The organism is Neorhizobium huautlense, from assembly GCF_030811685.1.
GTDB classification, from domain to species: Bacteria; Pseudomonadota; Alphaproteobacteria; order Rhizobiales; family Rhizobiaceae; genus Neorhizobium; species Neorhizobium huautlense_A.
In genome coordinates this window covers 1-25,609 of sequence record NZ_JAUSRF010000027.1, presented here as the reverse complement: position 1 = coordinate 25,609, position 25,609 = coordinate 1, and the positions used below count along the sequence as shown (strand labels likewise).

The following is a 25,609-nucleotide window of genomic DNA, read 5'->3' as shown; positions in this document are numbered from 1 at the left end:
GGAACGGTTTCCGCCGCCGGTCTTTTAAAATCAAAATCCGCTCAATTCGCATCATCCGGGATCACCGGGATCGGCGCGATCTCGATGCCCTCATCCAGCAGTTCTCGCACCTCGCCAAAACTTGCCTGGCCGATAATGCCACGTGCATCCGCCTCGCCGTAATGGATTTTTCGCGCCTCTTCGGGAAACCTTTCGCCGACATCCTCGGAATTGGCCTTGATCTCGGCGACGGCTGCCTTCAGTTTGGCCATGGCTTCGGCCTTGGCGACATCCATCGCCACCGCCTGCCGTTTTTCTTTGGCCCGTGCCGTCGAAACCGACGGCGCCATCAGGCTTTTGGAAATGGCGGAAGAACCACAGACGGGACAGGTCAGAAAGCCGCTTTCAAGCTGCCGATCGAAATCGGCGCTTTCGGAAAACCAGCCTTCGAACGCATGTGCGCTGTCACAGGTGAGCGAATATTTGATCAAGCCGCGACCTCGCCGGACTTTGCCGGCGCGACCGTATCGAGCGTGAAGTCACGGGCATTCTTGAGATTGGGAATTTTGCCACGCGCCGCCGGCACGTCGGTAACATCGATTTCGGCGATCACCACAGCCTCGCCAGCACCACCGGCCGAGGCCAGAACCTTGCCCCAAGGATCGATAATCATCGAATGACCAAAGGTCTCGCGGCCATCTTCGTGCACACCGGCCTGAGCCGCCGCAATCAGAAACGCGCCGTTTTCAATGGCGCGGGCACGCAGCAGAATTTCCCAATGCGCTTCGCCGGTCTGACGGGTAAAGGCGGCCGGTACAGTCAGCACCTCGGCGCCGGCCAGTGCTTCCGTGCGAAAAAGCTGCGGGAAACGCACGTCGTAGCAGATCGCAAAACCGAGTTTCCCGAATGGCAATTCGGCAACCCGCGCCTCTTCGCCCGGCCGATAGACGGCACTTTCGCGCCAGCTTTCGCCATTGTCGAGATCGACATCGAACATGTGGATCTTGTCATAGGTGCAGACCCGCGAACCGTCCGGCGCGAACAGAAAGCCGCGATTGGCGATCTTGCCGTCTTCGAGCGCAATGGCCGTCGAGCCGACATGCACATGGATGCCGAGTTCCTTGGCCAGATCCGCCGCCGTCGCAACGATGATGTCGCCATCCTCGTCTTTCAGCACGGCGCGCAGACCGGCGCGGTCCTTCTGCACGGCGCCGGTCATTTCCGGCGTCTGCACATAGATGGCGCCCTCGGCCGCCGCCTCACGCACCAGCCGCGCCATGTCGGCGGCGTTTTTCACCGGATCGACACCGGAGCACATCTGGATGGCGGCAGCCTTGAAAGCCATGGTCTTCGTCCTGCTTTTCTTGAAAAGTGAATATCGTGATCAGGCAGCCAGCAGCGGGTCGAGCTTGCCGGCGCGTTCCAGCGCGTGCAGGTCGTCGCAGCCGCCGACATGCTGGCCGTTGATGAAGATCTGCGGGAAGGTCGTGCCGCCATTCGATATGGCGATCATTTCCGCTCGGGCTTCCGGTCGCTGCGTCGCATTGTGCTCGACATAGTCCGCGCCCTTGGATTCCAGAAGGGACTTTGCACGGGCGCAATAACCACAGCCGTCGCGGGTATAGATGATGATATCTGCCATAAAAATCTCCATGGGGAGCGGCTCAAAAAGCCTCCATGAAAATCCTTAGGGTCGGATGCTCCCTATGGCACCATGAGGGCCATCAGGCCGTCTCGTTTGTCGTCTTGTCATATAGGCCCGGAAATCGCCAGTGCAAAGGTCAAAACCGTGACCTCGGCAGCACCCGCCCGCTTCAGAACGGCGGCAGCGGACGAGACGGTTGCCCCGGTCGTATGCACGTCATCGACCAGCACCAGACGCTTGCCGAAAACCTCCGGCTCGTGGCCGGGCACGATCGAAAATGCCGCCCGCACATTGTCCTGCCGCCCCTTTGCCGTCAGCCCCACCTGGCGGCTGGTGCGTTTCACGCGTTTCAGCGTGGAAGGCAAAAGCGGTTTGCCGGAAAATTTTGCCAGATGCCGCGCCAGTTCCGCCGACTGGTTGAATTTTCGAAGCGCAAACCGCGTCCAGTGCAGCGGCACGGGCAAGATACCGTCGCATTCTTCCAGATGTTCCGCCCCGGCGCGCTGCATCCATGCCGCCATCATGATCGCCAACTCGGTGCGGTCGCGATATTTCAACCCATGCACCAGCTTGCGGGCGACGCCGTCATGGATCGCCACGGCTCGCAACCGGTCATAACGCGGTGGATCGGCAATTGCCTTGGCCGACACCAGCCGCCCGCCTTCGCCGGCAAGCCCCGCCTCATGGTCGAAGGCGAAGGGAATGCCCAGCACATCGCAAAAAGGCCGCTCAATGAAATGGACCGATTGCCAGCAGGCAGGACAAAGCGCCCCATGCCGGCCGATCAGCACGCCGCAACCGGCACAAACGGGCGGATAGACGAAATCCGCCACCCGCCGGAACAGACCACGAGCGCCCGAACCGATTGCCGCGGTAAAAACGGAACCGGTCGTTCGGCGATCGGCATTGCCGACTTCCTCTTCCATGCCATTCCCCCGACACCGGGCCCAACGGACATAAGCAACGATCCGAGTAGCCCGCGCCCTGGCTTTGACCTTGACATTAGTCGCTCACCGGCGCCTTTGCGATCCGGAATTCTTGGGGGATGACGAGACGGTCACCATATGGGGCCAGTACCGTATCCGGAGTGCATGATGGACATTCTTTTCGACCTCGACCTGATCGCCACCCGCCGCGAACGCGCTGCCAGCCATCCGCTGCCGGGTGCCGATTTCCTTCTCGATCTGGCAGGCCGCGAACTGGCCGAGCGGCTGGAAGTGGTCGAACGGGTTTTCGATGAGGCCGTCGAACTGCATGGCGGCACCGGCGCGACGGCGCGGCTGAGCCTCGAAACCGGCAAGATCACCAACCTCACCCGTATTGAAACCGATGTTGTCTTTGCAGGGGCCGGCGAACGGACATTCGTCAAAGCTCCGCTGGAAGATGTGCCGCTTGAAGCGCAATCGGCCAATCTCGTGCTGTCGCCGCTCGCACTACATCTGACCAACGACACGCCCGGCGTTCTGATCCGCATCCGTCGCGCATTAAGGCCGGATGGCCTGTTTCTCGCTGCCATTCCGGGTGCCGGCACGCTGGCCGAATTGCGCGATGTGTTGCTGGCAACCGAAGCAGAAATTTCAGGCGGCGCCAGCCCGCGTGTCATCCCGTTCCCGGATGTGCGTGATATCGGCGCACTTCTGCAACGCGCCGGTTTTGCCCTGCCTGTCGCCGATGCCGAAACCTATACGGTTCGTTATGATTCCCTGTTCGACCTGATCCGCGACCTGCGCGCCATGGGCATGACCAACCCGCTGTCCGGCCGCAGCCGCACGCCGCTCAGCCGCCAATTCCTGATGCGGGCAGCACAGATCTATGCCGAACGCTACAGCGACCCGGATGGCCGCATCCGCGCCACGTTCGCGATGATCTATGTGTCCGGATGGGCGCCACACGAAAACCAGCCGAAACCGCTAAAGCCGGGTTCGGCCACGGTCAGGCTGGCGGATGCGCTGAAGGGAAAGACGTCTTAAGGAGCCTTGTTGACGGCGTCGGTCATCTTGGTCGACACGCCGTTGAACATGTTGCCGAGCTGGCTTCCGTAAGCGCCAACACCGCCGATGATGGCGGTGCCTATCAGTGCAGCAATGAGACCGTACTCGATGGCTGTGGCGCCAGTTTCGTCGCACAGAAAAGAGCGTATCAAATGCATTATGCAGGCCTCAGCAACCGGTTTCGGAACTATAGCCCTGCACAATGCACACCGAACCCGGCGTATCCTGCAGGACACTTCTCCGGATGGTATAATGCTTATTCTTTTCTATTGCGTTATCATCATTACGCTTAATTGAACCAGTTGTGATCATATCGAAGTCTTGCTGGATATGCGCCATCCGGTCCTGCTCGCCGCGTTTTGCAAGCATGGGCGTCACGATCAGCGACAAGGCAATTGCCGCCGTACCGAACAGAAGTGCAACATTAAGGGCGCCAGTCCGGCCCGACCGATACGTCGGCCGCTGCCGTGTCCGCACAGTCTTCCAGATTTCGTCGTCCATGGTCCAAAGCCTCACACACGCAGTTACTTGCCCGCCAGAGCATAAACTTCGCACGATCGGTTAAAGGATCTGTTAACGTCGTTGCCTTAGTCGCGCCGACTGGAAATCATCTGTGGATACTTAAAGAAGGTCCTGCAGGAAGGGGATCAGCGGCTCATCGGCCGGCGGCATCGGATAGTCGCGCAGCGCCTGCGGCCGCACCCACTTGATCGCCTGCCCTTCGCGCCCGGTCGGGATACCCTCGTAACGACGGCAGACATAAAGCGGCATCAGCAGGTGAAAGGTCTCATAGGTGAAGCTGGCAAATGTCAGCGGCGCAAGGCACGCCACCTTGGTGGTGATGCCGATTTCTTCCTGAAGCTCGCGCACCAGCGTTTCCTCGGGCGTTTCGCCCGGCTCCACCTTGCCGCCGGGAAATTCCCACAGGCCCGCCAGCGACTTGCCTTCCGGGCGCTGCGCCAGAAGAATGCGGCCATCGTTATCGATCAGCGCGCAGGCGGCGACCAGCAGGATCTTGCGCTCAGTATTGCTCACGCCGTCTCATCCTTGCGCCAGTAGTGATATTGATAGGCTTCGCGGAAACCGAAACGCTGATAGAGCGCGATCGCCGCCTTGTTGGTCTCGCCAACCTGCAGCCACGCCAACCGCGCGCCGCTGATGCGGGCCCAGCGCAAGGCCGCTGCCAGGATCTCGGTGCCGAGCCCCTGCCCGCGACGATCTTCGGCAACAGCCAGATCCTGAATGCCAGCCAGATCATTATCCTGCACACAGATCGTCACGGCCGCCGGTCCCTCGCCGGGGTTTTCCATCAGGAAAAGACCGGTGGTCGGTTTGATAGCACTGACGATTTCCGCCATGGCCGGCTTGATCGCCGGATCGGCGCTGTGCACGGCAAGGCTGGCATCGATGAAGCGGCCGATATCATGGGTCGGCAGATGCGCCAGCGTTTCGGAAAAATCGATGGCGGCAAGATCCGCCGTCATCACCGAAACGGTCTCGATACAGGCCCAGCCATTCTCGTCCAGCGCATCGATCAGCGGGCGCGGCGAAAGCGGCGTTTCGCGAATGACCAGTTGCCGGCCGTAATGGGCAAAACGCTTGCGCGCCTTTTCCAGCCGGATATCGGCATCGTGGTAATCGGACGGATCGAGAGGCACGACGCAGTTCAGGCGCTTCGACGGATGACCGCCGGTCAACCGCACCTGCCAGCTGCCGTCATAAACCACGGAGGCCGCAGGCCAGGCTCGGAAGCCGACCGCTTCCAGACGCCGGACCATCGGCAGGTCGCCATGGGGAGATTTCGCCAGCATCAACACATCAGCTCCGGTAATCGCCATTGATGGCGACATATTCCTTGGTGAGGTCGCAGGTCCACACCGTCGCCTTGCCCGAGCCGAGGCCCAGATCGACGCGAACCGGAATGTCCTGGCCCTTCATCACGTTCGATGCGGCTTCTTCCGAATAACCGGCATCGCGTTCGCCATTGACGGCAACGCGCACATCGCCGAACCAGATCGCCAGCTTGTCGCGATCGGCGGCTTCGCCGGCCTTGCCGACAGCCATGACGATACGGCCCCAATTGGCGTCTTCGCCGGCAGCGGCCGTTTTCACCAGCGGCGAATTGGCGATCGACAGCGCAATCGTCTTGGCGGCTGCATCGCTCTCGGCACCAGTCACGGTGATTTCCAGCATTTTTGTCGCGCCTTCGCCATCGCGAGCCACCTGAATGGCGAGGTCTTTCAGAAGCGCATTCAGCGCATCACGGAAAGACGCCAGTGCCGGGTCCCTGGCATTGACGATCTGCGTCTGGCCATCCTTGGCAGCAGCGCCGGTGGCAAACAGCATCAGCGTGTCCGAGGTGGACGTGTCGCTGTCGACCGTCATCGAATTGAAGCTCGGTTCGACACCGGCAGAAAGCAGGCTCTGCAGAACCGGAGCGGTGATATCCGCGTCGGTCACGACGAAGGACAGCATGGTCGCCATATCGGGCGCGATCATGCCGGCGCCTTTAGCAATGCCGTTGATCGTCACCGTCACGCCACCGATTTCGGCGGTGCGGGTCGCCACCTTCGGATAGGTGTCGGTGGTCATGATCGCCTTGGCCGCTTCCAGCCAGAAATCGCCGGTCGCGGTCTTGTGCATGTCGCCCAAAACGCCTGCGAATTTCGTGGCATCGAGCGGTTCGCCGATCACGCCGGTCGAAGCCAGATAGACCTCGTTTTCGCCACAGCCGACAGCTTCCGATGCGGACTTGGCGGTCAGTTCGGTCGCAGCCCTGCCCTTGACGCCGGTAAAGGCATTGGCATTGCCGGAATTGACCACCACGGTGCGGGCAATACCGTGCGAAAGGTTGGCGCGGCAGAAATCCACCGGGGCCGAAGGGCACTTGGACTTGGTGAACACGCCTGCCACCGCAGCCGGCTCGTCGAACACCATCATCAGCACGTCGGTACGGTTCTTGTACTTGATGCCGGCGCTCGCGGTTGCCATGCGGACACCGCGCAGCGAAGGCATGTCAGGATAGGATTTCGGGGCGAGCGGAGAAATGGTGGCGGACATGGTCTGACCCTTACGTCTTTAAATCCTGAACAAGGAAAGGCCCGCAAAAGCGGGCCCCGTTGGTAGAAGCAGAATTACTGCTGCGTCTGCTGCTGTTCCTGCTGTTCCCTGGTGGCTTCGTCGTAAGCCTTCTTCAGCGCTTCGTCGGTGATTTCCACCTTCTGCTCTGCCTTGGCCTTTTCGAGGAGTGCCGAATACTTTTCCTGCATCACGAGCTGACGAACCTGCGGCTCGACCTGCTCGAATGCCGGCGGAGCGGCTTCGCGCTTGTCTTCGACCTTGATGACGTGGAAGCCGAACTGCGACTTGACCGGGGTCTTGGTATAGGCGCCCTTTTCGAGCGTGAAAGCGGCCTCTTCGAATTCCGGAACCATGCGGCCCTTGGTGAAGTAACCGAGGTCACCACCGTCCGACTTGCTCGAATCTTCCGACTTGGCCTTCGCCAGTTCGATGAAATCCTTGCCTTCGTCGAGCTGCTTGATGATGTCCTTGGCCTCTTCCTCGGTCTTTACGAGGATATGACGGGCATGCACTTCTTCTTCCTTGGGAAGCGAAGCGATTTCCTTTTCGTAACGGGCCTTCACCTCTTCGTCCTTGACGGCGTCAAAGACTTCCTTGCGCAGGTAGGCATTGTGCAGCTCGCGTTCCTGCAGGAAGGCAAGACGCTTCTTGAAGTCGTCCGTGTCCTGAAGGCCCTGTGCCGTGGCATTCTTGGCCAGCAGCTTCACGTCGATGACCTGCGAAAGTGCGGCAGCCTGCTTCTGGTCGTCGGGAAGCTGCTGGTATTGCGGGCCGAGGCTGGAGGCAGCCATGTCCAGATCGGACTTGTGAATCTCGACACCGTCGACCTTGGCGACAACGGCGTCTTCCTGCGCAAACGAGGCGGAAGAGAAGGAGATCGCAGCGATCAGGGCGGTGGCTGCAAGAAGCTTATGGCGCAACATATAGAAACCTTTCAGGTTAGGCACCGGTATCCGCATGTCTTGATTCCGGCCGGAAACCTTCAAAAACACCGGATTGTGGCCATTCTGTATCGGCCGGAACCGTTGACATCATTCGGCCCCCCTCTTATCTGTCACGCAACTTCGCGTCCAGAAGAGTTTCAGGCGCAGCGGAGCATTTTGTTTGGTTTGAAGACCTTGCAATCAAGCGGTCCGCAACCATGGGACATGATTGAGAAAGGACCATTTGAATGGTCAGCTTCGGCGGCATCGCCCGCAAACTGTTCGGCTCGGCAAATGACCGCCGCGTCCGCTCCTACAGCTCCCGTATCCAGGCCATCGCCGCCCTCGAGGAAAAGACAAAGGCTCTGACCGACGAGCAATTGTCCGCCAAGACCGTCGAATTCCGCCAGATGTTGGCCGACGGCAAGACGCTGGACGATATCCTCGCTCCGGCTTTTGCGGTGCTTCGTGAAGCCTCACGTCGCGTTCTCGGCATGCGCCCGTTCGATGTTCAGCTCACCGGCGGCATGATCCTTCATGATGGCGATATCGCCGAAATGAAGACCGGTGAAGGCAAGACGCTGGTCGGTACCCTGCCCGTCTACCTCAACGCCTTGTCCGGGAAGGGCGTACACGTCGTTACCGTCAACGACTATCTCGCCAGCCGCGACGCCGCCACCATGGCGCGCCTCTACAGCTTCCTCGGCCTTTCGACCGGTGTCATCGTGCATGGTCTCGACGACGAGCAGCGCCGCGAGGCCTATGCCTGCGACATCACCTACGCGACCAATAACGAACTCGGCTTCGATTATCTGCGCGACAACATGAAGTTCGAGCGGGGCCAGATGGTTCAGCGCGGCCACAATTATGCGATCGTCGACGAAGTCGACTCGATCCTGGTTGACGAAGCCCGCACGCCGCTGATCATCTCCGGCCCGCTGGACGACCGTTCCGATCTCTACAACACGATCGACGCCTTCATTCCGATGCTGTCGCCTGAAGATTACGAGATCGACGAAAAGCAGCGTTCCGCCAACTTCTCCGAAGACGGCACCGAAAAGCTGGAAAACCTGCTGCGCCAGGCCGGCCTTCTGAAGGGTGAATCGCTCTACGATGTCGAAAACGTCGCCATCGTTCACCACATCAACAACGCGCTGAAGGCTCACAAGCTCTTCACCCGCGACAAGGACTACATCGTCCGCAATGGCGAAATCGTCATCATCGACGAATTCACCGGCCGCATGATGCCGGGCCGCCGTTTCTCCGAAGGCCAGCATCAGGCGCTGGAAGCCAAGGAAAAGGTTCAGATCCAGCCGGAGAACCAGACGCTCTCCTCGATCACCTTCCAGAACTATTTCCGCATGTACACGAAGCTTGCCGGCATGACCGGTACGGCATCGACCGAAGCGGAAGAATTCGGCAACATCTACAGCCTCGAAGTTGTCGAAGTGCCGACCAACCTGCCGATCCAGCGTATCGACGAAGACGACGAAGTCTATCGCACCGGCGAAGAAAAATTCACGGCGATCATCAAGGAGATCCAGGAGAGCCACAAGCGTGGCCAGCCGGTTCTCGTTGGCACGACCTCGATCGAAAAATCCGAATTGCTGGCCACCATGCTGCGCAATGACGGCTTTGAAAACTTCCAGGTCCTCAACGCCCGTTACCACGAGCAGGAAGCCTATATCGTTTCGCAGGCCGGTGTTCCCGGCGCCGTCACGATCGCCACCAACATGGCCGGTCGCGGTACCGACATCCAGCTCGGCGGCAATGTCGACATGCGTCTCGAGCGTGAGCTTGAAGGCATCGAGGATCCGGCCGAGCGCGAAGCCAAGGAAGCGGCCATCCGCGCCGAGATCAAGCAGCTGAAGGCCAAGGCGCTGGAAGCCGGCGGTCTTTACGTGATCGCATCCGAACGCCACGAAAGCCGCCGTATCGACAACCAGCTGCGTGGCCGTTCCGGCCGTCAGGGCGACCCGGGCCGCTCGAAATTTTACCTGTCGCTTCAGGACGACCTGATGCGCATTTTCGGCTCCGACCGTATGGACGGCATGCTGCAGAAGCTGGGTCTCAAGGAAGGCGAAGCCATCGTCCATCCGTGGATCAACAAGGCTCTGGAACGCGCCCAGAAGAAGGTCGAAGCCCGCAACTTCGACATCCGCAAAAACCTCCTGAAATACGACGACGTCACCAACGACCAGCGCAAGGTCATCTTCGAACAGCGCCTCGAAGTCATGGACGCCGAGGATCTGACCGAAATCGTCGACGACATGCGCCAGGACGTCATCGACGCCCTCGTCGGCAAACACATCCCTGAGCGCGCCTATGCCGAACAGTGGGATGCCGCCGGTCTGCAGTCCGAAGTCGCCCGCCTTCTCAACCTCGAACTTCCGATCGTCGAATGGGCGCAGGAAGAAGGTATCGGTGAGGAAGACCTGCGCGAGCGCATCACCGAGGCGGCCGAAAAGGCCAATGCGGAACGCACGGAACGCTTTGGCGCCGAGATCATGACCTACGTCCAGCGTTCGGTCACGCTGCAGACGCTCGACCACCTGTGGCGCGAGCATATCGTCAACCTCGATCACCTGCGCTCCGTCGTCGGTTTCCGTGGTTACGCCCAGCGCGATCCACTGCAGGAATACAAGGCCGAAGCTTTCGAACTGTTCCAGGCACTGCTCGCCAACCTGCGCGAAGCCGTCACCGCACAGATGATGCGCGTCGAACTGGTGCAGAACCCGGAACCGCCGCAGCCGCCGGAAGTGTATGGCGAACACCATATCGACGCCTCGACCGGCTGGGACGAAGTGGCGAACCGCGATGGACAGGATTTTATCGCAGCACCTGAGGACCGCCGTCCGGAAGACCCGTCCACCTGGGGCAAGGTCGGCCGCAATGAAAACTGCCCCTGCGGTTCCGGCAAGAAATACAAGCATTGCCACGGCGCCTTCGAAAACGCCTGAGTGACTTGAAACACCGATAAAAATGCCGCCTCCGGGCGGCATTTTTATGCGCGCAAGCCTGTGGACATCCCGCGCCCGACAAAATTAGACATCACTAATGGAAACAATTTCTTAACGCTGTTCTGACACTCTGTAGACTGTATATCTGCGTCATTGCGAGTATTGCGTGTCCCTGGTGACGGTCATCCAGTTTGCGGAGCGTCAGCTCCCGCATGTCTTGCGTCGGCGGGCCGCACCGGTCCTGCTCCGGCTGCAATCCGTGCTGACCGACGACAACGATACCGCCCGCTCGCAGCGCATGGCGCTGATCGCCTTCGTGATCCGTGTTGTCAGCGCCGGCATAGCCTTCCTGTCCCAGATCATCCAGGCCCGCCTGATGGGCGAATTCGAATACGGCATCTTTGCCTTTGTCTGGGTTCTGGTCGTGGTGTTCGGCAATCTATCCTGCCTTGGCATGCACACCGCCGTCATCCGCTTCCTGCCGATCCACCATTCCGACAATGACCACGGCCTTGTGCGCGGCCTGACATGGACCGTGCGCGTTTTCGCCATGGTTTCGGCCAGCATCCTTGCCGCCATCGGCTTCGTCCTGCTGCATTTCGCCGGGGAAAAGATTGCCGAATACTGGATGGTGCCGCTGTTCCTCGCCCTGTTCACACTGCCGATGATCGCGCTTGGCGATGTGCTCGACGGCACGGCCCGCGCGCATGGCTGGACGGTCACCGCCCTGTCTCCAACCTATATCATCCGCCCGGTCCTCATCCTCACCTTCATGCTTCTGGCCGTTTTTATCGGTGAGCCCCGCACGGCGGTAACGGCGATGACGGCAGCGCTCGCCGCCACCTATGCGACCACCCTCTTCCAGTTCATCCGCATCACCTGGCGACTGCGCAGGACCTATGGACGTGGCGCATTGCGCTTCAGCGTATTGCCGTGGATGAAGTTCTCTTTGCCGATCTTTCTCGTCGACGGCATCGGTTTCCTGCTCACCAATTCCGATGTCGTCGTGGTCGGCCTTTACATGCCGCCGGATCAGGTCGGTGTTTATTATGCCGCCGCCAAAACCATCGCGCTCGTGCAGTTCGTCTATTTTTCCGTGAAGGCCGCCGCCGCCCCGCGCTTCTCCGCCATCATGGCCGCAAAAGACGATGACGCGCTTGCCGCCTTTGCCGGACAGGCCGCGCGCTGGGCCTTCTGGCCGGCGCTCGGCGTCGGCCTCTGCGTTCTGGCGCTTGGAGAGTTTCTTCTCTCCCTATTCGGCTCTGCCTTCACCTCAGGCTACATCCTGATGGTCATACTGTTTGCCGGCATCCTGACCAAGGCCTCGGTCGGCCCCGGTGAAATCCTGCTCACCATGGCCGGAAAGCAGAAACTCTGCGTCGCGCTTTATGCCGTGACGCTGGCCGCCAATATCGGTCTCAACCTGACCCTCATCCCGCATTTCGGGCTGGTGGGTGCGGCCTCGGCGACGGCCGGCGCGATGGTGGTGGAAGCCGTGCTTCTGCATATCGCCGTTCGCCGCGTCCTCGGCATCGTGCTGTTTGCCTTTGCCGATCCCCTGCCTGCCCATAAAATCGCGAAAGCCAGATCATGACCCTGCCCCCGATCAGCAACGACGTTTATCAGCAGGCTCCCGACGCACGCGAACTCACGCGCATCGAGCGCCCCGATGCGGAAGTGACGGTCGATGTCGGCAGGTCCGGGCGCCATATGTCGATCTACCCGGCGGCACTCGGCTACGACCTGCAGGAAGAACTCGACTTTCTCTCCAACCGCGTCATGGAACCCAATATCTTCTTTTCCGGACGGCTTCTGGCGCCCGCCATGCCGCGCGTGGAGGACCGTGACGTGCGTCTGGCGCTGATCCGTGACGATCGCGACGGCCGCAGCCGCATGCGTCTGCTAATGCCCTATTCCGTCGAAAAGCCGGGTTTTTCCATGGGCCCGCCGATCATCCGTGTCTGGGCCAATCCGTTCGGCCCGCTCGGCACGCCACTGGTGGATGCCGAGGATGCCGCCGAGACGATCGACAATCTTCTGGAAGCGCTCGGCTCGCGTCAGGCAAAGCTGCCTTCCGTTCTGGTTCTGCCGGACCTGCGCCTCAACGGCCGTTTTGCGCAATTGCTGCGCGCCGTGGCGATCAGCCGCGAACTGCCGGTCAGCATTACCGGCCAGTATCAGCGGCCGATGCTGGAAAGCCTGCTCGATGGTGACGCCTATCTCAAGAACGCCATGACATCGGGCCACCTGCGTGAAATGCGCCGGCAGTGGCGCTTGCTCGAAAAGGAAGGCGCGCTTTCCTACAATGTCGCCCGTCAGCCGGCGGAAATCCGCAAGCGCACGGAAGAGTTTCTGGCACTGGAGGCCAAAGGCTGGAAGGGCCGCAAGCGCACCGCCCTGATCAACGACCGTTACCGCGCCGCCTTTGCCCGTGAAGCCATCAGCAACCTCTCGGAAGCCGATGCCGTGCGTATCCACACGATCGATTCCGAGGGCCGTGCCATCGCCAGCCTCGTCGTGTTCGTCATGGCCGGTGAGGCCTATACGTGGAAGACCGCCTATGACGAAAGCTATTCCCGCTTTTCGCCGGGCAAGCTTCTGATGATGAAACTGACCGACTGGCATCTCGATGACGCCAACATCATGCGCACCGATAGCTGCGCCGTGCCGGATCACCCGATCATGAGCCGGTTCTGGGAAGAACGCGAGGAGATGGGCACAGTCCTGATCGGCCTGCGCTCGAACGTCGACCGCGACATGCGGCAGGTGGCCAGCCAGCTGCATTTCTATCGCAACACCCGCAACGTCGCCCGCATGCTGCGACAGAAAATCATGGCGATCGCCGGCCGCCACGGCTGACGGCAAACAACCGGACACCAAAAAGCCCGCGGCCGAAACCGCGGGCTTTTTGTGGGAGGATGACAGTTTAGCGCCGTGCCGTGGCGTTCAGCAGCTTGCAGAGCGAAACAAGCGAAGCATCATAACCGCCACTCTGGCGCAGAACACCGCGGCAGGTGATGAGCAGCTTCTTCTGCTCGGCACTCGACATGTTGTTGAAGGCGCGAAGCGAGCCGGATGGCGTCGTCGGTCCGGTGCCGGGATTGGTCGGGCCACCAGGCGTCGGGCCACCGGGTGTTGTCCCGGGAGGGTTTACGCCAACGCCGACATTGACATTGGTGCCGCCGACCGAAGCTCTCACGTTGGCATTGATGCCGCGACCACCGCCGACTGCTGCGCCGACACCGGCATTGACGCCACCGCTACCGCCGACCGAGGCAGCGACACCGGCATTGACACCGCTACGGCCACCGACCGTGGCGCCGACACCGGCGTTCACACCGTTGCGGCCGCCAACCGAAGCGCCGACACCGGCACCCAGGCCACCATTACTGCGTCCGCCGACACCGACACCAGCGTTGACACCACCGGAGCCACCGACAGACGCTCCCACACCGATACCGCCACGACCTGCGCCAACACCGGCGCTTACGCCACCGACAGATGCCCCGACACCAAGACCGCCGCCACCGCCGCGGCTACCACCGCCTCCAAGCCCACCCAGAGATTGCGCGGAAACAGTACCCGCGATGGGAAGAGCGAGGCATATAGAAAGAACCAGAACTTTACTCGGCTTACGCATGTCATTCTCCTCTCAATACCCTCAGCGTTTGCGAGGTCATGAGTGGATTGAAACACGTTTTAGGTCTTCCGTATATTAGAATTACATAAAACAACCGAAGCAAGAATTAATTGATGCAGCGCACACCGAAAAACCGTGTCGAATCGACACAAAAAACATGGATACGAGTATTTAAATACCGCCGCCGATCTTTGATGACACATCAACGATTGCCGAGCGACCAAACAGCGCAAGAACTGGATAACGGTGTTTTACGTTTCAGGCATATCGGCAGGAGAGACTTCTGCGGCCGATGAAACGTCACCGACAATAGAACCGAGATGCTTCTGCCATTGTTCCCGATATGACAAGGCTGGCTCGGCCGGCCACGGCTCGATGCGCTGAAAACCTGTCTGCGCCGGATGCGCCTGCGCCAGCAGCGCCGCACCGCCACCGGTTCCCGTCGAACCGGACACGGCAAGCACATCCCGCCCGGTCAGTGCTGACAGCAATCGAAGATAGGCCATGTTTTCAGCCAGAGGTCCCTCGACAATCGTCTCGCCTGCGGCGCCAAGAAGCGACAGGCAGGAATCCGTCATCAAGGCCAGATAGGCGGAAGCCAGCGCATATGCCTCGGCTGAGGTCTCCGGCGCCTTGCCCACCATTCCCCGCTCCCGATCGGGAAACGGGCCTGAGCCACGAACCACGCCAGGCAGGATCATCCGCCCGTGAAGCAGCACCTGCTCGACGCAGGCGGCAATGTCGTCCGATGACGGTTTTGGCCAATCCGATGTCAGCATCTCGAATTCGCGTCCACCCATGAAACGCGAGGATGGCACGGGGCGGCCATAGGCATCGACATTGGCGAGCGTATCACGCCGTGGATCGAGTGCGGCAAGATTGCCGCCAACAGCAAAGCTCACCACCCACGTGCCGGTGGACACGACGGAGAACGAACTGCGCCTTGCCGCAAGATGCGACAACAGCGATGCATTGGAATCGTGGATGCCGCAAAAGACGGGAACCGGTTTCGCCAAACCCGTTCGCGCCACGATATCAGGCAGGACAGGTCCCAGCCGATCGAAGGCCGAGCGGATAGGCGCCATCAACGACCGGATAGCGAGCGTATCGACCAGGCGCGAATAGTCTCCACTGCCCGGGCACCAGAGATCCGTATGGCAGCCGAGCGATGTCACCTCGTTGGCGGCGACACCCGTCAAACGGAAGGCCCAATATTGCGGGTAAGTGACAATGGTGGCGACACGTGAAAAGTCCGCCGGAAAACTTGCCTTCAGAAAATGCAGTTGCGCACCGAGATTGAGACCGGCGGATAGCGGCGGCGAGGCCGTTTCGGCAAAGGGTGGGCGCAGATCGGCGTAAGCATCGCGGATGGCCTGCGGATAGCTGTGCTCATAATCCAGCACCGGCAATGCCAATTCGCCAACCGCATCGAGAAGCGCCGCACAGGCGCCATGCGTGGTGATCGAAATGGCATCATAGCCCGGCTCTGCTGCAAACCGCGCCAGCGCATCGAGCGCGAATGACCAGATGGCCTCGACATCGTAATGTGGATATGGCGGACCGGCGAGCACCCGGTTCGGCATCCTGACCGCTGCGACTTCGTCGCCCGTCGCCGCATTCACCACCACGACCTTGGCATTGGTCTTGCCGATATCGAGAATGGCGATGTTTTTGAAATCGCTCATGGCAGATGAAACACGGTGACCAGATCGCTCTGCACCGGCGAGTTATCGGCATTGCTCTCCATGATATCCGCCATATGCGCCCACCAGCGTTTCATCACCGCATGGTCTGGCAGGCTTGCCATGGAATGATCGACCGGGCGCGACAGCACGCCGAACAGGATATTGGTTTCCCGGTCGAGATGGATGGAATAATCACGCACGCCCGCCTCGTGCAAAAGCGCGCTCAGTTCCGGCCAAATCTCGTCATGGCGCTTGCGGTATTCCGCTTCCATGCCCGGGTTAAGCTTCATCTTGAATGCGTGTTTTTCCAAAATCATTTGGTTCTCATATGCTTGATGCGTCGGGCCACGATGGGCAGCGCGATGGTGATGATCAAAAGAAGGCCGACAAAGATCGACATGACGATGCCGGGCACATTCAAAAGGCCAAGGCCGAAGGTGACGAGCCCCATGACGAAGGCGGCGATGACGACGCCGGCGATCGTGCCCGCGCCGCCAAGAATGGAAACACCTCCCAGCACGACCATGGTGACGATTTCAAGCTCCCAGCCCTGTGCGATCGAAGGCCGCGTCGAGCCGAGCCGCGAGGTGAGGCAGACGGCGGCGATGCCGGACATCAGGCCGGTCAGCAGGAACAGCTTGAATTTTATCCGCTCCACCGGGATGCCGGAAAAACGCGCCGCAAATTCATTGTTGCCGATGACAAAGATTTGGCGGCCGAAATTGGTGGCATGAAGGACCACGCCGAATATGGCGGCGAGCACGATAAACAGCACGAATTCGAAGGAAAACACCCAGACGACATACCCCTGTCCGAAGAAGGCGAAATCGGCCGGATATTTGCCATAGGCCTGATCGCCCAGCACGATATAGGAAATGCCGCGAAACAGGCTCATCGTGCCGATGGTGACGACGATGGACGGCAGTTTCAGCACCGAAACCAGCGCACCGTTGATGGCACCGCAGGTGAGCCCGACACCGATGCCGATCGCCACCAGTCCCGGCGCGCCGATGCCCATCTGCGCCGCCGCTCCCATGGCGGTGGAGGCCAGCGCGATGATGGCGGCAACCGAAAGGTCGATTTCACCGGCAATCACCAGCATGGCCATGGCAAAGGCGATCATTGCCTTTTCGGTGAAATTGAACGTGGCGTCCGACAGGTTCCAGGCATTCAGGAAGTAAGGCGAGGCAAACGAGTTGGCGATAAAGATCACCACCGCCACGCCGAACAGCAGCACTTCCCAACTCCCGAGCAGGCGGCTGACCGGTGTGCCGAGACGGTCGGGAATGGCCTGACGTTTTCCGGTTTCGGTGATCTCGCTCATGCGGAAACCTCCTTGGCGCCACGGTCACGCAGGATGATGCGCCCGGCCCGGCGTTCGGCGCGGGCGTTGAAGACAACGGCCAGCACGATGACGATGCCGGAAATGGCCATCTGGGCAAATGGCGAGATACCGATGACGGGAAGCGCATTCTTGATGACGCCGAGAAACAGCGCGCCGAGCACGGCACCGGCGACGGAGCCGATACCACCGGCAATGGAAATACCGCCGATGACGCTGGCCGCCACTGTATCAAGCTCGAAACCGGCCGCCACATCGACATAGGCAACGGCATAACGCGACACCCAGAGATAACCGGCAAGACCTGCCAAAGCGCCGGAAAGCACGAAGGCGAAAAACCGCGTCTTGCCGATATCGATGCCGGCATAAACGGCAGCGGTCGGATTGCCGCCGGACGCATAGGCTGCACGGCCGAAGGCCGTGCGGGTCAAGAGCCCCCACATCAACACCACGATGACGATGGCGATCCACGACAACAGTGGCATGCCGAGCACCGAGACACGCGGAAAATTGAGGAAACCCGGTGTCATCTGGTGCGAATTGACCCAGGCGCCGCCGGAAAGAACAAAGGCCATGCCGCGATAGATGGTGAGCGTGCCAAGTGTCACGACGATGGGCGGGATCTGCAAAGCCCAGACGAGATAACCGTTGATGGCACCAAGCGCCGCACCGATGCCGATCGCCAGAACCACGAGAAGCGCCAGCGGCAGGCCGGGATAGGCGGCATCCAGCATCGCCACCGCCATGCCGGTGAAGGCGAGATTGGCGGCAACCGAAAGGTCGATCGATTTTGTCAGGATCACCGTCATCTGGCCAAGCGCCAGAATGATCAGGATCGAGGTGTCGTTGAAGATGTTCGCGAGATTGCCGGGTGTGGCGAAACCGGGCGCACGCGTGGCAAAACCGGCCACCATGATGGCGATGATGCCGACCAGAAGAAGTTCGCGGTGTTTCAGGAGTTTTTTCATCGGCGCTTCCTCATGCATTACCGGTGGCAGCACGCACCAAAGTCTCGGCGCTCAGCTCAGAACGATCGAACATGCCGGCCATCAGCCCTTCGCGCATCACCAGAACACGATCCGACATGCCGAGAATTTCCGGCAGTTCGGACGAGACCATGATGATCGACAGGCCTTCCGATGCGAGTTCGCTGATGAAACCGTGCACGGCAGCTTTCGAGCCGATATCGATGCCCTTGGTCGGTTCATCGAGGATGATGACTTTGGGCTGGGTCGCGAGCCATTTGCCGATGACCACCTTCTGCTGGTTGCCGCCCGACAATGTGCCGACAGGAACGGACAGCGCGGCTGCACGCAGATCCAGCCGCTCGGCATATTTTCGCGCCAAGGCCAGTTCATTCGCGGCTTTCAGAAAACCTGAGCGAGACGTGCGGGCAAGCGACGGCAGCGACATGTTCTGAAAGATCGGCATGGGCAGCGCCAGACCGTGACGCCCGCGCTCTTCCGGCACATAAACGATACCGGCAGCAATCGCATCGCGCGGCGAACGGATATGGACCGCATTGCCCTCCAGCGTCAGGTGACCGGAAGAGGGGTGAGACACACCAAACAGCGACTGGCAAAGCTCCGAGCGCCCGGCGCCGATCAGCCCGTAAACACCAAGAATTTCGCCACGCTTCAGATCGAAGGAAATGTCGCGATATTCGGTCGGGTGGCAGTAGTTTTCGACCGAGAGCACTGTCGCACCGATCGATACCTCCACCTTGGGAAAGATGTTTTCGACATCGCGACCCACCATCATGCGCACGATGACATCCTGAGGCGTCTCGGCCAGACGCCCATGGCCGACGGCGCGACCATCACGAAACACAACAAAGTTTTCGGCGATTTCATACAGCTCATCGAACTTGTGGCTGATGAACAGGATCGCCTTGCCCTGCTTTTTCAGGCCTTCAACGATGCGAAAAAGATCATCGATTTCCTTGCGGGAAAGAGCAGCCGTCGGCTCGTCCATGATGACGATACGTGCCTCAACCGACAGCGCACGGGCAATGGCCACCAGATGCCGCTGCGCGATCGACAAATCCTTGAGCCGAATGGTCGGATCGATCTCGCTTTCCAGCGCATGCAGCAATTTTGTCGCGCGGGCGTTCATGGCCTTCCAGTCGATCAAGCCAAAACGCTTCTTGGGTGCGTGACCGAGAAAGATGTTTTCCGCCACCGACAATTCGTCGAACAGCACGGTTTCCTGATGAATGGCGGTGACACCGGCATCAATCGCATCCTGCGCGCTGGCAAAGGCGACCGGCTGCCCATCGATAAAAATCTCGCCTTCGCTGGAGCGATAGATACCGGTGAGGATTTTCACGAGCGTGGACTTGCCCGCGCCGTTTTCACCGATCAGCGCCGTCACTTCGCCGGCATGCAGCGCAATGCTGACGCCATCGAGCGCTTTTACGCCCGGAAAAATCTGGGAAATGCCGCGCATTTCCAGGACAGGCATTCGCCTGACGGGCGTTGCATCCCCAACAGGAAAAGTCTCCGCGCCGGTCTTTTCGACTGCAGTCATCATCACATCTGCCATTTGAAAATCATGGTCGGTCCGGCGCCGTCGAGGACGCCGGACACAAGTCCCGAGAGGGATCAGAAAATCTTCGAGAACTCGTCGATATTCTTGGCGTCGTAGATGAACGGATCGGCCATGGCGGCCTCGCCCTTGTCGTCGATCTTGATCTTGCCCATACGACCGGCCTCGATTTCCGAGCCCGGCTTGCCATCGGCATCACCCTTCACGAGGTGATAGGCAATCTGTGTCGCGGAATAGCCGAGGTCGATCGGGTTCCAGATGGCAAATTCCTTGGTGGCACCTGACTTGATGGCGCCCGCCATTTCCGACGGAAGGCCGAGGCCGGTGACATAGACCTGACCGATCTTGCCGGCATCCTTCACCGCCTGCGATGCGGCCAGAACACCCACGGTGGTCGGCGCGACGATGACCTTGACGTTCGGCTGCGAGGTCAACAGGCCCTGCGCTTCGCGGTAGGATTTGTCGGCAAGATCGTCACCATAAACCGTGGTGGCGAGGTTGAGGCCGGCAAAATCCTTCAGCTGCTTCTTCATCTCACCAATCCAGATGTTCTGATTGGTCGAGGTGGTGGTGGCCGAAAGAATGGCGAAATCGCCCTTGCCGCCTTCAAGGTGGCTTGCCGCCAGTTGCAGGCACATCTTGCCGATCAGCTCGTTGGAAGACGGATTGAGCTGCAGGATGCGACCTTCCGGTGCAACGCCACTATCCCACGAGATCACCTTGATGCCGCGTTGCGCCGCCTTTTTCAGCGCCGGCACGACGGCATCCGGGTCGTTGGCGGAAATGGCGATGGCATCGACCCCTTGAGCGATCAGCGAATTGATCACCTCGATCTGGCCTTCCGCCGTCGTCGAGGTCGGGCCGGTATAGATGATCTCGACGCCGCCGAGTTCCTTGGCGGCTTCCTGCGCGCCCTTGTTGGCCGCTTCGAAAAAGCCGTTGCCGAGCGATTTCACAACAAGCGCGATCTTCATGTCGGCAGCGGAAGCCGCGGACGACATCATGGTCACGGCCAAAGCCACACCCAGTGCCAGTTTTTTCGCAAGTTTCATGTCAATTCTCCTCCCAAAGATTGAACGATTTCATTTCCTCCCGTGACGCCCTCAAGCGACCGACGGGGTATCCTCCTCATCTGCCTGAGCGGCATGCCCCGCCCCTGCAATGATCAGCCGCACGCCGGCATCCTCAACCATGCGCATCGATTCTTCCGAGATGCCGTCATCCGTGATGATGGCGGTAACACGCTCCAGCGGACACAGGATCATGCTCGACCGCCGCTGGAATTTAGACGAGTCGACCATGACAATCAGCTCTTCCGCCTGTTGCATCAGCTTCTGCTCGCTCTGGATCACCAGCGCATCCGGCTCCATGATGCCGAGCGGGCCTATGCCCTGTGCGCCGATAAAGATGCGGCGGGCGTAAAAATTGCGGATCGCATCATTGTCGAACGGCGACAGGATCAGGCTCTGTTCGCGATAGATCGTACCGCCCGGCACCGTCACATTGTTCTTCGAATGCTTGACCAGATGTTCGGCGATAGCAAAGGAATTGGTCATCACCTGCATGCGGCGCAAAGCCATGTAATGCACCATCTGAAAAGTGGTGGTGCCACCATTGATGATGATCGAGTCGCCCTCTTCGCACAGTTCGACAGCCTGACGCGCGATTGAGCGTTTTTTATCGATATTGACCGATTCAGACACGCGAAACGAGCGCGCAGCCAGCTGACCGATCTGCGGGGGGTGCATCGCTTCCGCTCCACCCCGCACACGGCGCAGCTTGCCCTGCACATGCAGAGACGCGATGTCGCGCCGGATCGTCGCCTCGGACGCATCCGTCAGATCGGCAATATCCTGCACCGTGATCACAGGCTTTTCCTGGATCGCGCTTAGGATGATGCGATGGCGTTCGCGTTCGTGCATGGGGTCCTCCTGATGCCAACTATTGTCAGTTTCTGAAACTTGTCAATCATCATCGATCATTAATATTCCTGTTGCGACGCAACATGACTGATTTTGATCGATTGCGATTGACAAGCGTCGAGCGAGTGGGCGATATCCTGTCGCATAAGCGGCGCCGGAGGACTAGCGCCACGACCTAAGACAACGTCAGGGAGGACGACATGTCGGGCCAGATCCGCCTACTCGATAACCGCTGGGATGATGCTTATGCCGCAAAGCTCGATGAGCCCGGCAAGCTGCTCTATCGCTCCAACCTTCTGGGCAGCGACAAGCGCATCACCAATTACGGTGGCGGCAATACCTCGGCGAAGGTGATGGAAACCGATCCGCTGACCGGCGAAAAGGTCAAGGTCATGTGGGTAAAAGGGTCCGGCGGCGATGTCGGCACCATCAAGCTCGACGGTTTTTCCACCCTCTACATGGACAAGCTCGAAGCCCTGAAAGGGATCTACAAGGGCGTGGAAGACGAAGACCGCATGGTCGGCTTCCTGCCGCACTGCACCTTCAACCTCAACCCGCGCGCCGCTTCCATCGACACGCCGCTGCACGGTTTTGTGCCCTTTGCCCATGTCGATCACATGCACCCGGATGCGATCATCGCGATTGCCGCCTCGAAAAATTCGAAGGAACTCACCCAAAAAATCTTCGGCAGCGATATCGGCTGGCTGCCCTGGCGCCGCCCCGGCTTCCAGCTCGGCCTCGATCTCGAAGCCTTTGTGAAGGCGAACCCCACCGCCAAGGGCGTCGTTCTGGAAAGCCACGGCCTGTTCACCTGGGCCGATGACGCCAAGGATTGCTACCTGCTGACGCTCGAGATCATCAACAAGGCGATCGAGTGGTTTGCAAAGGAGACTGAAGGCAAGACCATCTTCGGTGGCGCCGTCACCAAGAGCCTCGGGACCGAAGAGCGCCGCGCCATCGCCGCAAAACTGATGCCGGAAATCCGTGGCCGCATCGGCAAGGCGGAGCGCAAGCTCGGTCATTTCGATGATCAGGATGCCGTGCTGGAATTCGTCAACTCGAAGAACCTCGCACCGCTCGGCGCCTTGGGCACCTCCTGCCCCGACCACTTTTTGCGCACGAAAATCCGCCCGCTGATCGTCGATTTCGACCCGGCAAAGCCCGATGCGGATGCCGTTGTCGCCGGCCTCGACAAGGCGCTGGAAGATTACCGCGCCGACTACACCCGGTATTACGAGACCTGCAAACACGACAACTCGCCAAAAATGCGTGATCCGAACCCGGTCATCTTCCTGATCCCCGGCGTCGGCATGCTGTCCTTCGCTAAGGATAAGGCAACCGCCCGCATCGCCGGTGAGTTTTATGTCAACGCCATCAATGTCATGCGCGGCGCCTCCACCGTCTCCGAATATCAGGGCCTGCCCGAGCAGGAAGCTTTTGATATCGAATACTGGCTGCTGGAAGAGGCAAAGCTGCAGCGCATGCCGAAACCCAAAAGCCTTGCCGGCCAGGTGGCCTTCGTCACCGGCGGCGCCGGTGGCATCGGCCGCGCCACCGCCACGCGGCTGATCGGTGAAGGCGCCTGCGTGGTTCTGGCCGATATCGACCAGACGGCGCTCGATGACGCGCATGCCGATTTCACCAAACGTTTTGGCGCGGACGCAGTGCGCGCCGTGCAGCTGGACGTGACATCGGAAAACGCCGTCGAGAAGGCGTTCACGCAAGCCACCGTCGAATTCGGCGGCATCGATATCCTCGTCTCCAATGCCGGCATCGCATCCTCCGCCCCGGTGGAAGACACGACATTGGCCATGTGGAACAAGAATATCGACATTCTCGCCACCGGTTATTTCCTCGTATCGCGCGAAGCTTTTCGCCTGTTCCGTCGCCAGAAGATCGGCGGCAACGTGGTCTTCGTCGCCTCGAAGAACGGCCTCGCCTCGTCGCCCAACGCATCCGCCTATTGCACGGCCAAGGCTGCCGAAATCCACCTCGCCCGTTGCCTGGCGCTGGAAGGGGCAGACGCCGGCATCCGCGTCAACACGGTCAACCCGGATGCGGTCCTGCGCGGCTCAAAGATCTGGAGCGGCGAGTGGCGCGAACAACGTGCCACGTCGTCAAAAATCGACGTCAGCGAGCTGGAGGAACATTATCGCAAGCGCTCGATGCTGAAACTCAACGTCTTCCCGGAGGACATTGCCGAGGCGATCTATTTCCTCGCCTCCGATCTGTCCGCGAAATCGACCGGCAACATCATCAATGTCGATGCCGGCAACGCGCAGAGTTTTACGCGCTAAGCCGACAACTCGATTTTACCGTCATCCTCGGGCTTGTCCCGAGGATCTGACCACATCGATCATATCAGGCAATTGCAGATCCTCGGGACAAGCCCGAGGATGACGGCGGAGAGGGAGACCCCGCCTTAGTCTTTCGGGAGGATTCTTTCACATGACCAAACTCAACATCGCCGCCGACACCGTCGACAAGGACAATGAAGCGCGCCTTGCCGCCCTCAAATTCGATTACGCGGCACTCGGCGACAACCTGTCCCGCCGCGGCATCGATATCGAGGCCATAACCCAAAAGGTCTCTGAGTTTTTCGTCGCCGTCCCCTCCTGGGGTGTCGGCACCGGCGGCACCCGTTTTGCCCGCTTCCCCGGCAAAGGCGAACCGCGCGGCATCTTCGACAAGCTGGACGACTGCGCCGTCATCAACCAGCTGACCCGCGCCACGCCCACCGTCTCCCTGCACATTCCATGGGACAAAACCGACACGAAAGACTTGAATGCCAAGGGCGAGGAGTTGGGTCTCCGTTTCGACGCCATGAACTCCAACACCTTTTCCGACGCGCCGGACCAGAAACACTCCTACAAATACGGCTCGCTCAGCCACACGGATGCAGCCACCCGCGCGCAGGCGGTCGAACACAACATCGAATGTATCGAGATCGGCAATGCCATCGGCTCCAAGGCGCTGACGGTGTGGATCGGCGACGGCTCGAATTTCCCGGGCCAGAGCAATTTCACCCGCCAGTTCGAACGTTACCTCTCGTCCATGGCGGATATCTACAAGGCGCTGCCGGATGACTGGCGGCTGTTTTCCGAACACAAGATGTACGAGCCGGCCTTCTATTCCACCGTCGTGCAGGACTGGGGCAGCAACCTCCTGATCGCCCAGACGCTCGGCGAAAAGGCCTTTTGCCTCGTCGATCTCGGCCACCATGCGCCCAATACCAATATCGAAATGATCGTCGCCCGCCTCATCCAGTTCAAGAAACTTGGCGGTTTCCATTTCAACGATTCGAAATACGGCGACGACGACCTCGATGCCGGTTCGATCGAACCTTATCGTCTGTTCCTCGTCTTCAACGAACTGGTGGATGCGGAAAACCGTGGCGTCAAAGGTTTCCACCCGGCCCACATGATCGACCAGTCGCACAATGTCACCGATCCGATCGAAAGCCTGATCTCCAGCGCCAACGAAATCCGCCGTGCCTATGCGCAGGCGCTGATCGTCGACCGCACGGCACTCGACGGCTTCCAGCAGGACAATGACGCCCTGATGGCAACCGACACGCTGAAGCGCGCCTACCGCACCGACGTGGAACCCATCCTCGCCGAAGCCCGCCGCCGTGCGGGAGGAGCGATCGATCCCATCGCTGCCTACCGCGCCAGCGGTTACCGCGCAAAGGTGTCGGAAGAGCGCCCGGCCGTGGTGGGCGGCAGCGGCGGCATCATCTGATCAAAGCAGACATGAACCGGATGGCGGCGCGTTGAAAAACGCGCCGTTTGCCGGTGACTAGAGCGGTTCACCTTTTGACAGAACCATACCCTGCATTTTTGATATAGGTGGCACATTCGTCGGGTTGGATTGTTTCGACCAGCCCGCCGATAT

At 60.1% G+C, this 25,609-nt stretch carries 24 protein-coding genes; 6 read left to right on the top strand and 18 right to left on the bottom strand.

Annotated features, from left to right (window positions below; translation table 11 throughout):
* Positions 1-41: 41 nt before the first annotated feature.
* The 4 genes from J2T09_RS25860 to J2T09_RS25845 form a co-directional block, all read right to left on the bottom strand.
* The gene (locus J2T09_RS25860; RefSeq protein ID WP_306839959.1) at positions 42-470 is read right to left on the bottom strand and encodes a DUF1178 family protein; all 429 of its coding nucleotides are present in this window, start codon (positions 468-470) and stop codon (positions 42-44) included.
* Positions 467-1,324, bottom strand: a complete 858-nt coding sequence (locus J2T09_RS25855) for a carbon-nitrogen hydrolase family protein (protein WP_306839958.1) — start codon at positions 1,322-1,324, stop codon at positions 467-469. Before J2T09_RS25855 ends, J2T09_RS25860 begins: the two co-directional genes overlap by 4 nt.
* Before the next feature lie 39 nt (positions 1,325-1,363).
* On the bottom strand, positions 1,364-1,621 hold the full coding sequence (gene grxC / locus J2T09_RS25850; protein ID WP_306839957.1) for a glutaredoxin 3: 258 nt from the start codon (positions 1,619-1,621) through the stop codon (positions 1,364-1,366).
* A gap of 107 nt (positions 1,622-1,728) precedes the next feature.
* Positions 1,729-2,550 (bottom strand): ComF family protein, encoded by an 822-nt coding sequence (locus J2T09_RS25845; RefSeq protein ID WP_306839956.1) that lies wholly within the window; start codon positions 2,548-2,550, stop codon positions 1,729-1,731.
* A 168-nt stretch (positions 2,551-2,718) separates the two neighbouring features.
* Between J2T09_RS25845 and J2T09_RS25840 the strand changes: the two genes are divergently transcribed.
* On the top strand, positions 2,719-3,594 hold the full coding sequence (locus J2T09_RS25840) for a class I SAM-dependent methyltransferase (RefSeq protein ID WP_373458656.1): 876 nt from the start codon (positions 2,719-2,721) through the stop codon (positions 3,592-3,594).
* Here J2T09_RS25840 and J2T09_RS25835 read toward each other — a convergent pair.
* The 6 genes from J2T09_RS25835 to J2T09_RS25810 form a co-directional block, all read right to left on the bottom strand.
* A complete protein-coding gene (locus J2T09_RS25835; protein WP_373458654.1) occupies positions 3,591-3,776 on the bottom strand; it encodes a Flp family type IVb pilin in 186 nt (61 codons plus the stop codon). The genes J2T09_RS25840 and J2T09_RS25835 overlap by 4 nt on opposite strands.
* A gap of 7 nt (positions 3,777-3,783) precedes the next feature.
* Entirely contained in the window at positions 3,784-4,116 is a 333-nt protein-coding gene (locus J2T09_RS25830; RefSeq protein WP_306839954.1) for a hypothetical protein, read from the bottom strand.
* Positions 4,117-4,236: 120 nt separating this feature from the next.
* Positions 4,237-4,650 (bottom strand): 8-oxo-dGTP diphosphatase MutT, encoded by a 414-nt coding sequence (gene mutT, locus J2T09_RS25825; RefSeq protein WP_306839953.1) that lies wholly within the window; start codon positions 4,648-4,650, stop codon positions 4,237-4,239.
* Positions 4,647-5,453 (bottom strand): GNAT family N-acetyltransferase, encoded by an 807-nt coding sequence (locus J2T09_RS25820; protein ID WP_306839952.1) that lies wholly within the window; start codon positions 5,451-5,453, stop codon positions 4,647-4,649. Before J2T09_RS25820 ends, mutT begins: the two co-directional genes overlap by 4 nt.
* Entirely contained in the window at positions 5,434-6,675 is a 1,242-nt protein-coding gene (argJ, locus tag J2T09_RS25815; RefSeq protein ID WP_306839951.1) for a bifunctional glutamate N-acetyltransferase/amino-acid acetyltransferase ArgJ, read from the bottom strand. Before argJ ends, J2T09_RS25820 begins: the two co-directional genes overlap by 20 nt.
* 74 nt (positions 6,676-6,749) lie before the next feature.
* The gene (locus J2T09_RS25810; protein ID WP_373458650.1) at positions 6,750-7,655 is read right to left on the bottom strand and encodes a peptidylprolyl isomerase; all 906 of its coding nucleotides are present in this window, start codon (positions 7,653-7,655) and stop codon (positions 6,750-6,752) included.
* Positions 7,656-7,867: 212 nt separating this feature from the next.
* Here J2T09_RS25810 and secA point away from each other — a divergent pair, with 212 nt between their 5' ends.
* The 3 genes from secA to J2T09_RS25795 all read left to right on the top strand — a co-directional run bounded on the left by secA (position 7,868) and on the right by J2T09_RS25795 (position 13,438).
* Positions 7,868-10,579, top strand: a complete 2,712-nt coding sequence (secA, locus tag J2T09_RS25805; RefSeq protein WP_306839950.1) for a preprotein translocase subunit SecA — start codon at positions 7,868-7,870, stop codon at positions 10,577-10,579.
* Between the two features lie 175 nt (positions 10,580-10,754).
* On the top strand, positions 10,755-12,173 hold the full coding sequence (locus J2T09_RS25800) for a lipopolysaccharide biosynthesis protein (protein ID WP_373458653.1): 1,419 nt from the start codon (positions 10,755-10,757) through the stop codon (positions 12,171-12,173).
* Positions 12,170-13,438, top strand: coding sequence for a GNAT family N-acetyltransferase (locus tag J2T09_RS25795; RefSeq protein ID WP_306839948.1), 1,269 nt, complete (start codon positions 12,170-12,172; stop codon positions 13,436-13,438). Before J2T09_RS25800 ends, J2T09_RS25795 begins: the two co-directional genes overlap by 4 nt.
* 67 nt (positions 13,439-13,505) lie before the next feature.
* Here the strand turns inward: J2T09_RS25795 and J2T09_RS25790 are convergent, their stop codons facing one another.
* From J2T09_RS25790 to J2T09_RS25755, 8 genes are all read right to left on the bottom strand, one after another.
* Positions 13,506-14,219 carry a hypothetical protein gene (locus J2T09_RS25790; protein WP_306839947.1) on the bottom strand — a complete coding sequence of 238 codons (714 nt, stop codon included), beginning with the start codon at positions 14,217-14,219 and terminating at the stop codon, positions 13,506-13,508.
* A gap of 251 nt (positions 14,220-14,470) precedes the next feature.
* The gene (locus tag J2T09_RS25785; RefSeq protein ID WP_306839946.1) at positions 14,471-15,904 is read right to left on the bottom strand and encodes an FGGY-family carbohydrate kinase; all 1,434 of its coding nucleotides are present in this window, start codon (positions 15,902-15,904) and stop codon (positions 14,471-14,473) included.
* On the bottom strand, positions 15,901-16,221 hold the full coding sequence (gene rhaM, locus J2T09_RS25780) for an L-rhamnose mutarotase (RefSeq protein WP_306839945.1): 321 nt from the start codon (positions 16,219-16,221) through the stop codon (positions 15,901-15,903). The genes J2T09_RS25785 and rhaM overlap by 4 nt, the downstream gene beginning before the upstream one ends.
* Positions 16,218-17,228, bottom strand: coding sequence for an ABC transporter permease (locus tag J2T09_RS25775; protein WP_306839944.1), 1,011 nt, complete (start codon positions 17,226-17,228; stop codon positions 16,218-16,220). Before J2T09_RS25775 ends, rhaM begins: the two co-directional genes overlap by 4 nt.
* A complete protein-coding gene (locus tag J2T09_RS25770) occupies positions 17,225-18,214 on the bottom strand; it encodes an ABC transporter permease (RefSeq protein WP_306839943.1) in 990 nt (329 codons plus the stop codon). Before J2T09_RS25770 ends, J2T09_RS25775 begins: the two co-directional genes overlap by 4 nt.
* A 10-nt stretch (positions 18,215-18,224) precedes the next feature.
* On the bottom strand, positions 18,225-19,778 hold the full coding sequence (locus J2T09_RS25765) for a sugar ABC transporter ATP-binding protein (RefSeq protein WP_306839942.1): 1,554 nt from the start codon (positions 19,776-19,778) through the stop codon (positions 18,225-18,227).
* A 71-nt stretch (positions 19,779-19,849) separates the two neighbouring features.
* Positions 19,850-20,845, bottom strand: a complete 996-nt coding sequence (gene rhaS, locus J2T09_RS25760; RefSeq protein ID WP_306839941.1) for a rhamnose ABC transporter substrate-binding protein — start codon at positions 20,843-20,845, stop codon at positions 19,850-19,852.
* Positions 20,846-20,896: 51 nt separating this feature from the next.
* Complete coding sequence (locus J2T09_RS25755; protein WP_306839940.1) at positions 20,897-21,715, bottom strand: DeoR/GlpR family DNA-binding transcription regulator; 819 nt, start codon at positions 21,713-21,715, stop codon at positions 20,897-20,899.
* A 200-nt stretch (positions 21,716-21,915) separates the two neighbouring features.
* On the opposite strand from J2T09_RS25755, the gene J2T09_RS25750 reads away from it, so the two are divergent.
* Both J2T09_RS25750 and rhaI read left to right on the top strand, forming a co-directional pair.
* The gene (locus J2T09_RS25750; protein ID WP_306839939.1) at positions 21,916-24,012 is read left to right on the top strand and encodes a bifunctional rhamnulose-1-phosphate aldolase/short-chain dehydrogenase; all 2,097 of its coding nucleotides are present in this window, start codon (positions 21,916-21,918) and stop codon (positions 24,010-24,012) included.
* 151 nt (positions 24,013-24,163) lie between these two features.
* Positions 24,164-25,456: an L-rhamnose catabolism isomerase gene (gene rhaI, locus J2T09_RS25745; RefSeq protein WP_306839938.1), complete on the top strand. Its 1,293-nt coding sequence runs from the start codon at positions 24,164-24,166 to the stop codon at positions 25,454-25,456.
* The last annotated feature ends 153 nt before the right edge of the window (positions 25,457-25,609 follow it).

Excerpts from the sequence above, each read along its gene's own strand:
- J2T09_RS25855 (WP_306839958.1), bottom strand. The coding sequence starts at position 1,324 with ATGGCTTTCAAGGCTGCCGCCATCCAGATGTGCTCCGGTGTCGATCCG.
- grxC (WP_306839957.1), bottom strand. The coding sequence starts at position 1,621 with ATGGCAGATATCATCATCTATACCCGCGACGGCTGTGGTTATTGCGCC.
- J2T09_RS25845 (WP_306839956.1), bottom strand. The coding sequence starts at position 2,550 with ATGGAAGAGGAAGTCGGCAATGCCGATCGCCGAACGACCGGTTCCGTT.
- J2T09_RS25840 (WP_373458656.1), top strand. The coding sequence starts at position 2,719 with ATGGACATTCTTTTCGACCTCGACCTGATCGCCACCCGCCGCGAACGC.
- J2T09_RS25830 (WP_306839954.1), bottom strand. The coding sequence starts at position 4,116 with ATGGACGACGAAATCTGGAAGACTGTGCGGACACGGCAGCGGCCGACG.
- J2T09_RS25820 (WP_306839952.1), bottom strand. The coding sequence starts at position 5,453 with ATGGCGATTACCGGAGCTGATGTGTTGATGCTGGCGAAATCTCCCCAT.
- argJ (WP_306839951.1), bottom strand. The coding sequence starts at position 6,675 with ATGTCCGCCACCATTTCTCCGCTCGCCCCGAAATCCTATCCTGACATG.
- J2T09_RS25810 (WP_373458650.1), bottom strand. The coding sequence starts at position 7,655 with ATGCGGATACCGGTGCCTAACCTGAAAGGTTTCTATATGTTGCGCCAT.
- secA (WP_306839950.1), top strand. The coding sequence starts at position 7,868 with ATGGTCAGCTTCGGCGGCATCGCCCGCAAACTGTTCGGCTCGGCAAAT.
- J2T09_RS25795 (WP_306839948.1), top strand. The coding sequence starts at position 12,170 with ATGACCCTGCCCCCGATCAGCAACGACGTTTATCAGCAGGCTCCCGAC.
- J2T09_RS25790 (WP_306839947.1), bottom strand. The coding sequence starts at position 14,219 with ATGCGTAAGCCGAGTAAAGTTCTGGTTCTTTCTATATGCCTCGCTCTT.
- J2T09_RS25785 (WP_306839946.1), bottom strand. The coding sequence starts at position 15,904 with ATGAGCGATTTCAAAAACATCGCCATTCTCGATATCGGCAAGACCAAT.
- rhaM (WP_306839945.1), bottom strand. The coding sequence starts at position 16,221 with ATGATTTTGGAAAAACACGCATTCAAGATGAAGCTTAACCCGGGCATG.
- J2T09_RS25775 (WP_306839944.1), bottom strand. The coding sequence starts at position 17,228 with ATGAGCGAGATCACCGAAACCGGAAAACGTCAGGCCATTCCCGACCGT.
- J2T09_RS25770 (WP_306839943.1), bottom strand. The coding sequence starts at position 18,214 with ATGAAAAAACTCCTGAAACACCGCGAACTTCTTCTGGTCGGCATCATC.
- J2T09_RS25765 (WP_306839942.1), bottom strand. The coding sequence starts at position 19,778 with ATGATGACTGCAGTCGAAAAGACCGGCGCGGAGACTTTTCCTGTTGGG.
- rhaS (WP_306839941.1), bottom strand. The coding sequence starts at position 20,845 with ATGAAACTTGCGAAAAAACTGGCACTGGGTGTGGCTTTGGCCGTGACC.
- J2T09_RS25755 (WP_306839940.1), bottom strand. The coding sequence starts at position 21,715 with ATGCACGAACGCGAACGCCATCGCATCATCCTAAGCGCGATCCAGGAA.
- J2T09_RS25750 (WP_306839939.1), top strand. The coding sequence starts at position 21,916 with ATGTCGGGCCAGATCCGCCTACTCGATAACCGCTGGGATGATGCTTAT.
- rhaI (WP_306839938.1), top strand. The coding sequence starts at position 24,164 with ATGACCAAACTCAACATCGCCGCCGACACCGTCGACAAGGACAATGAA.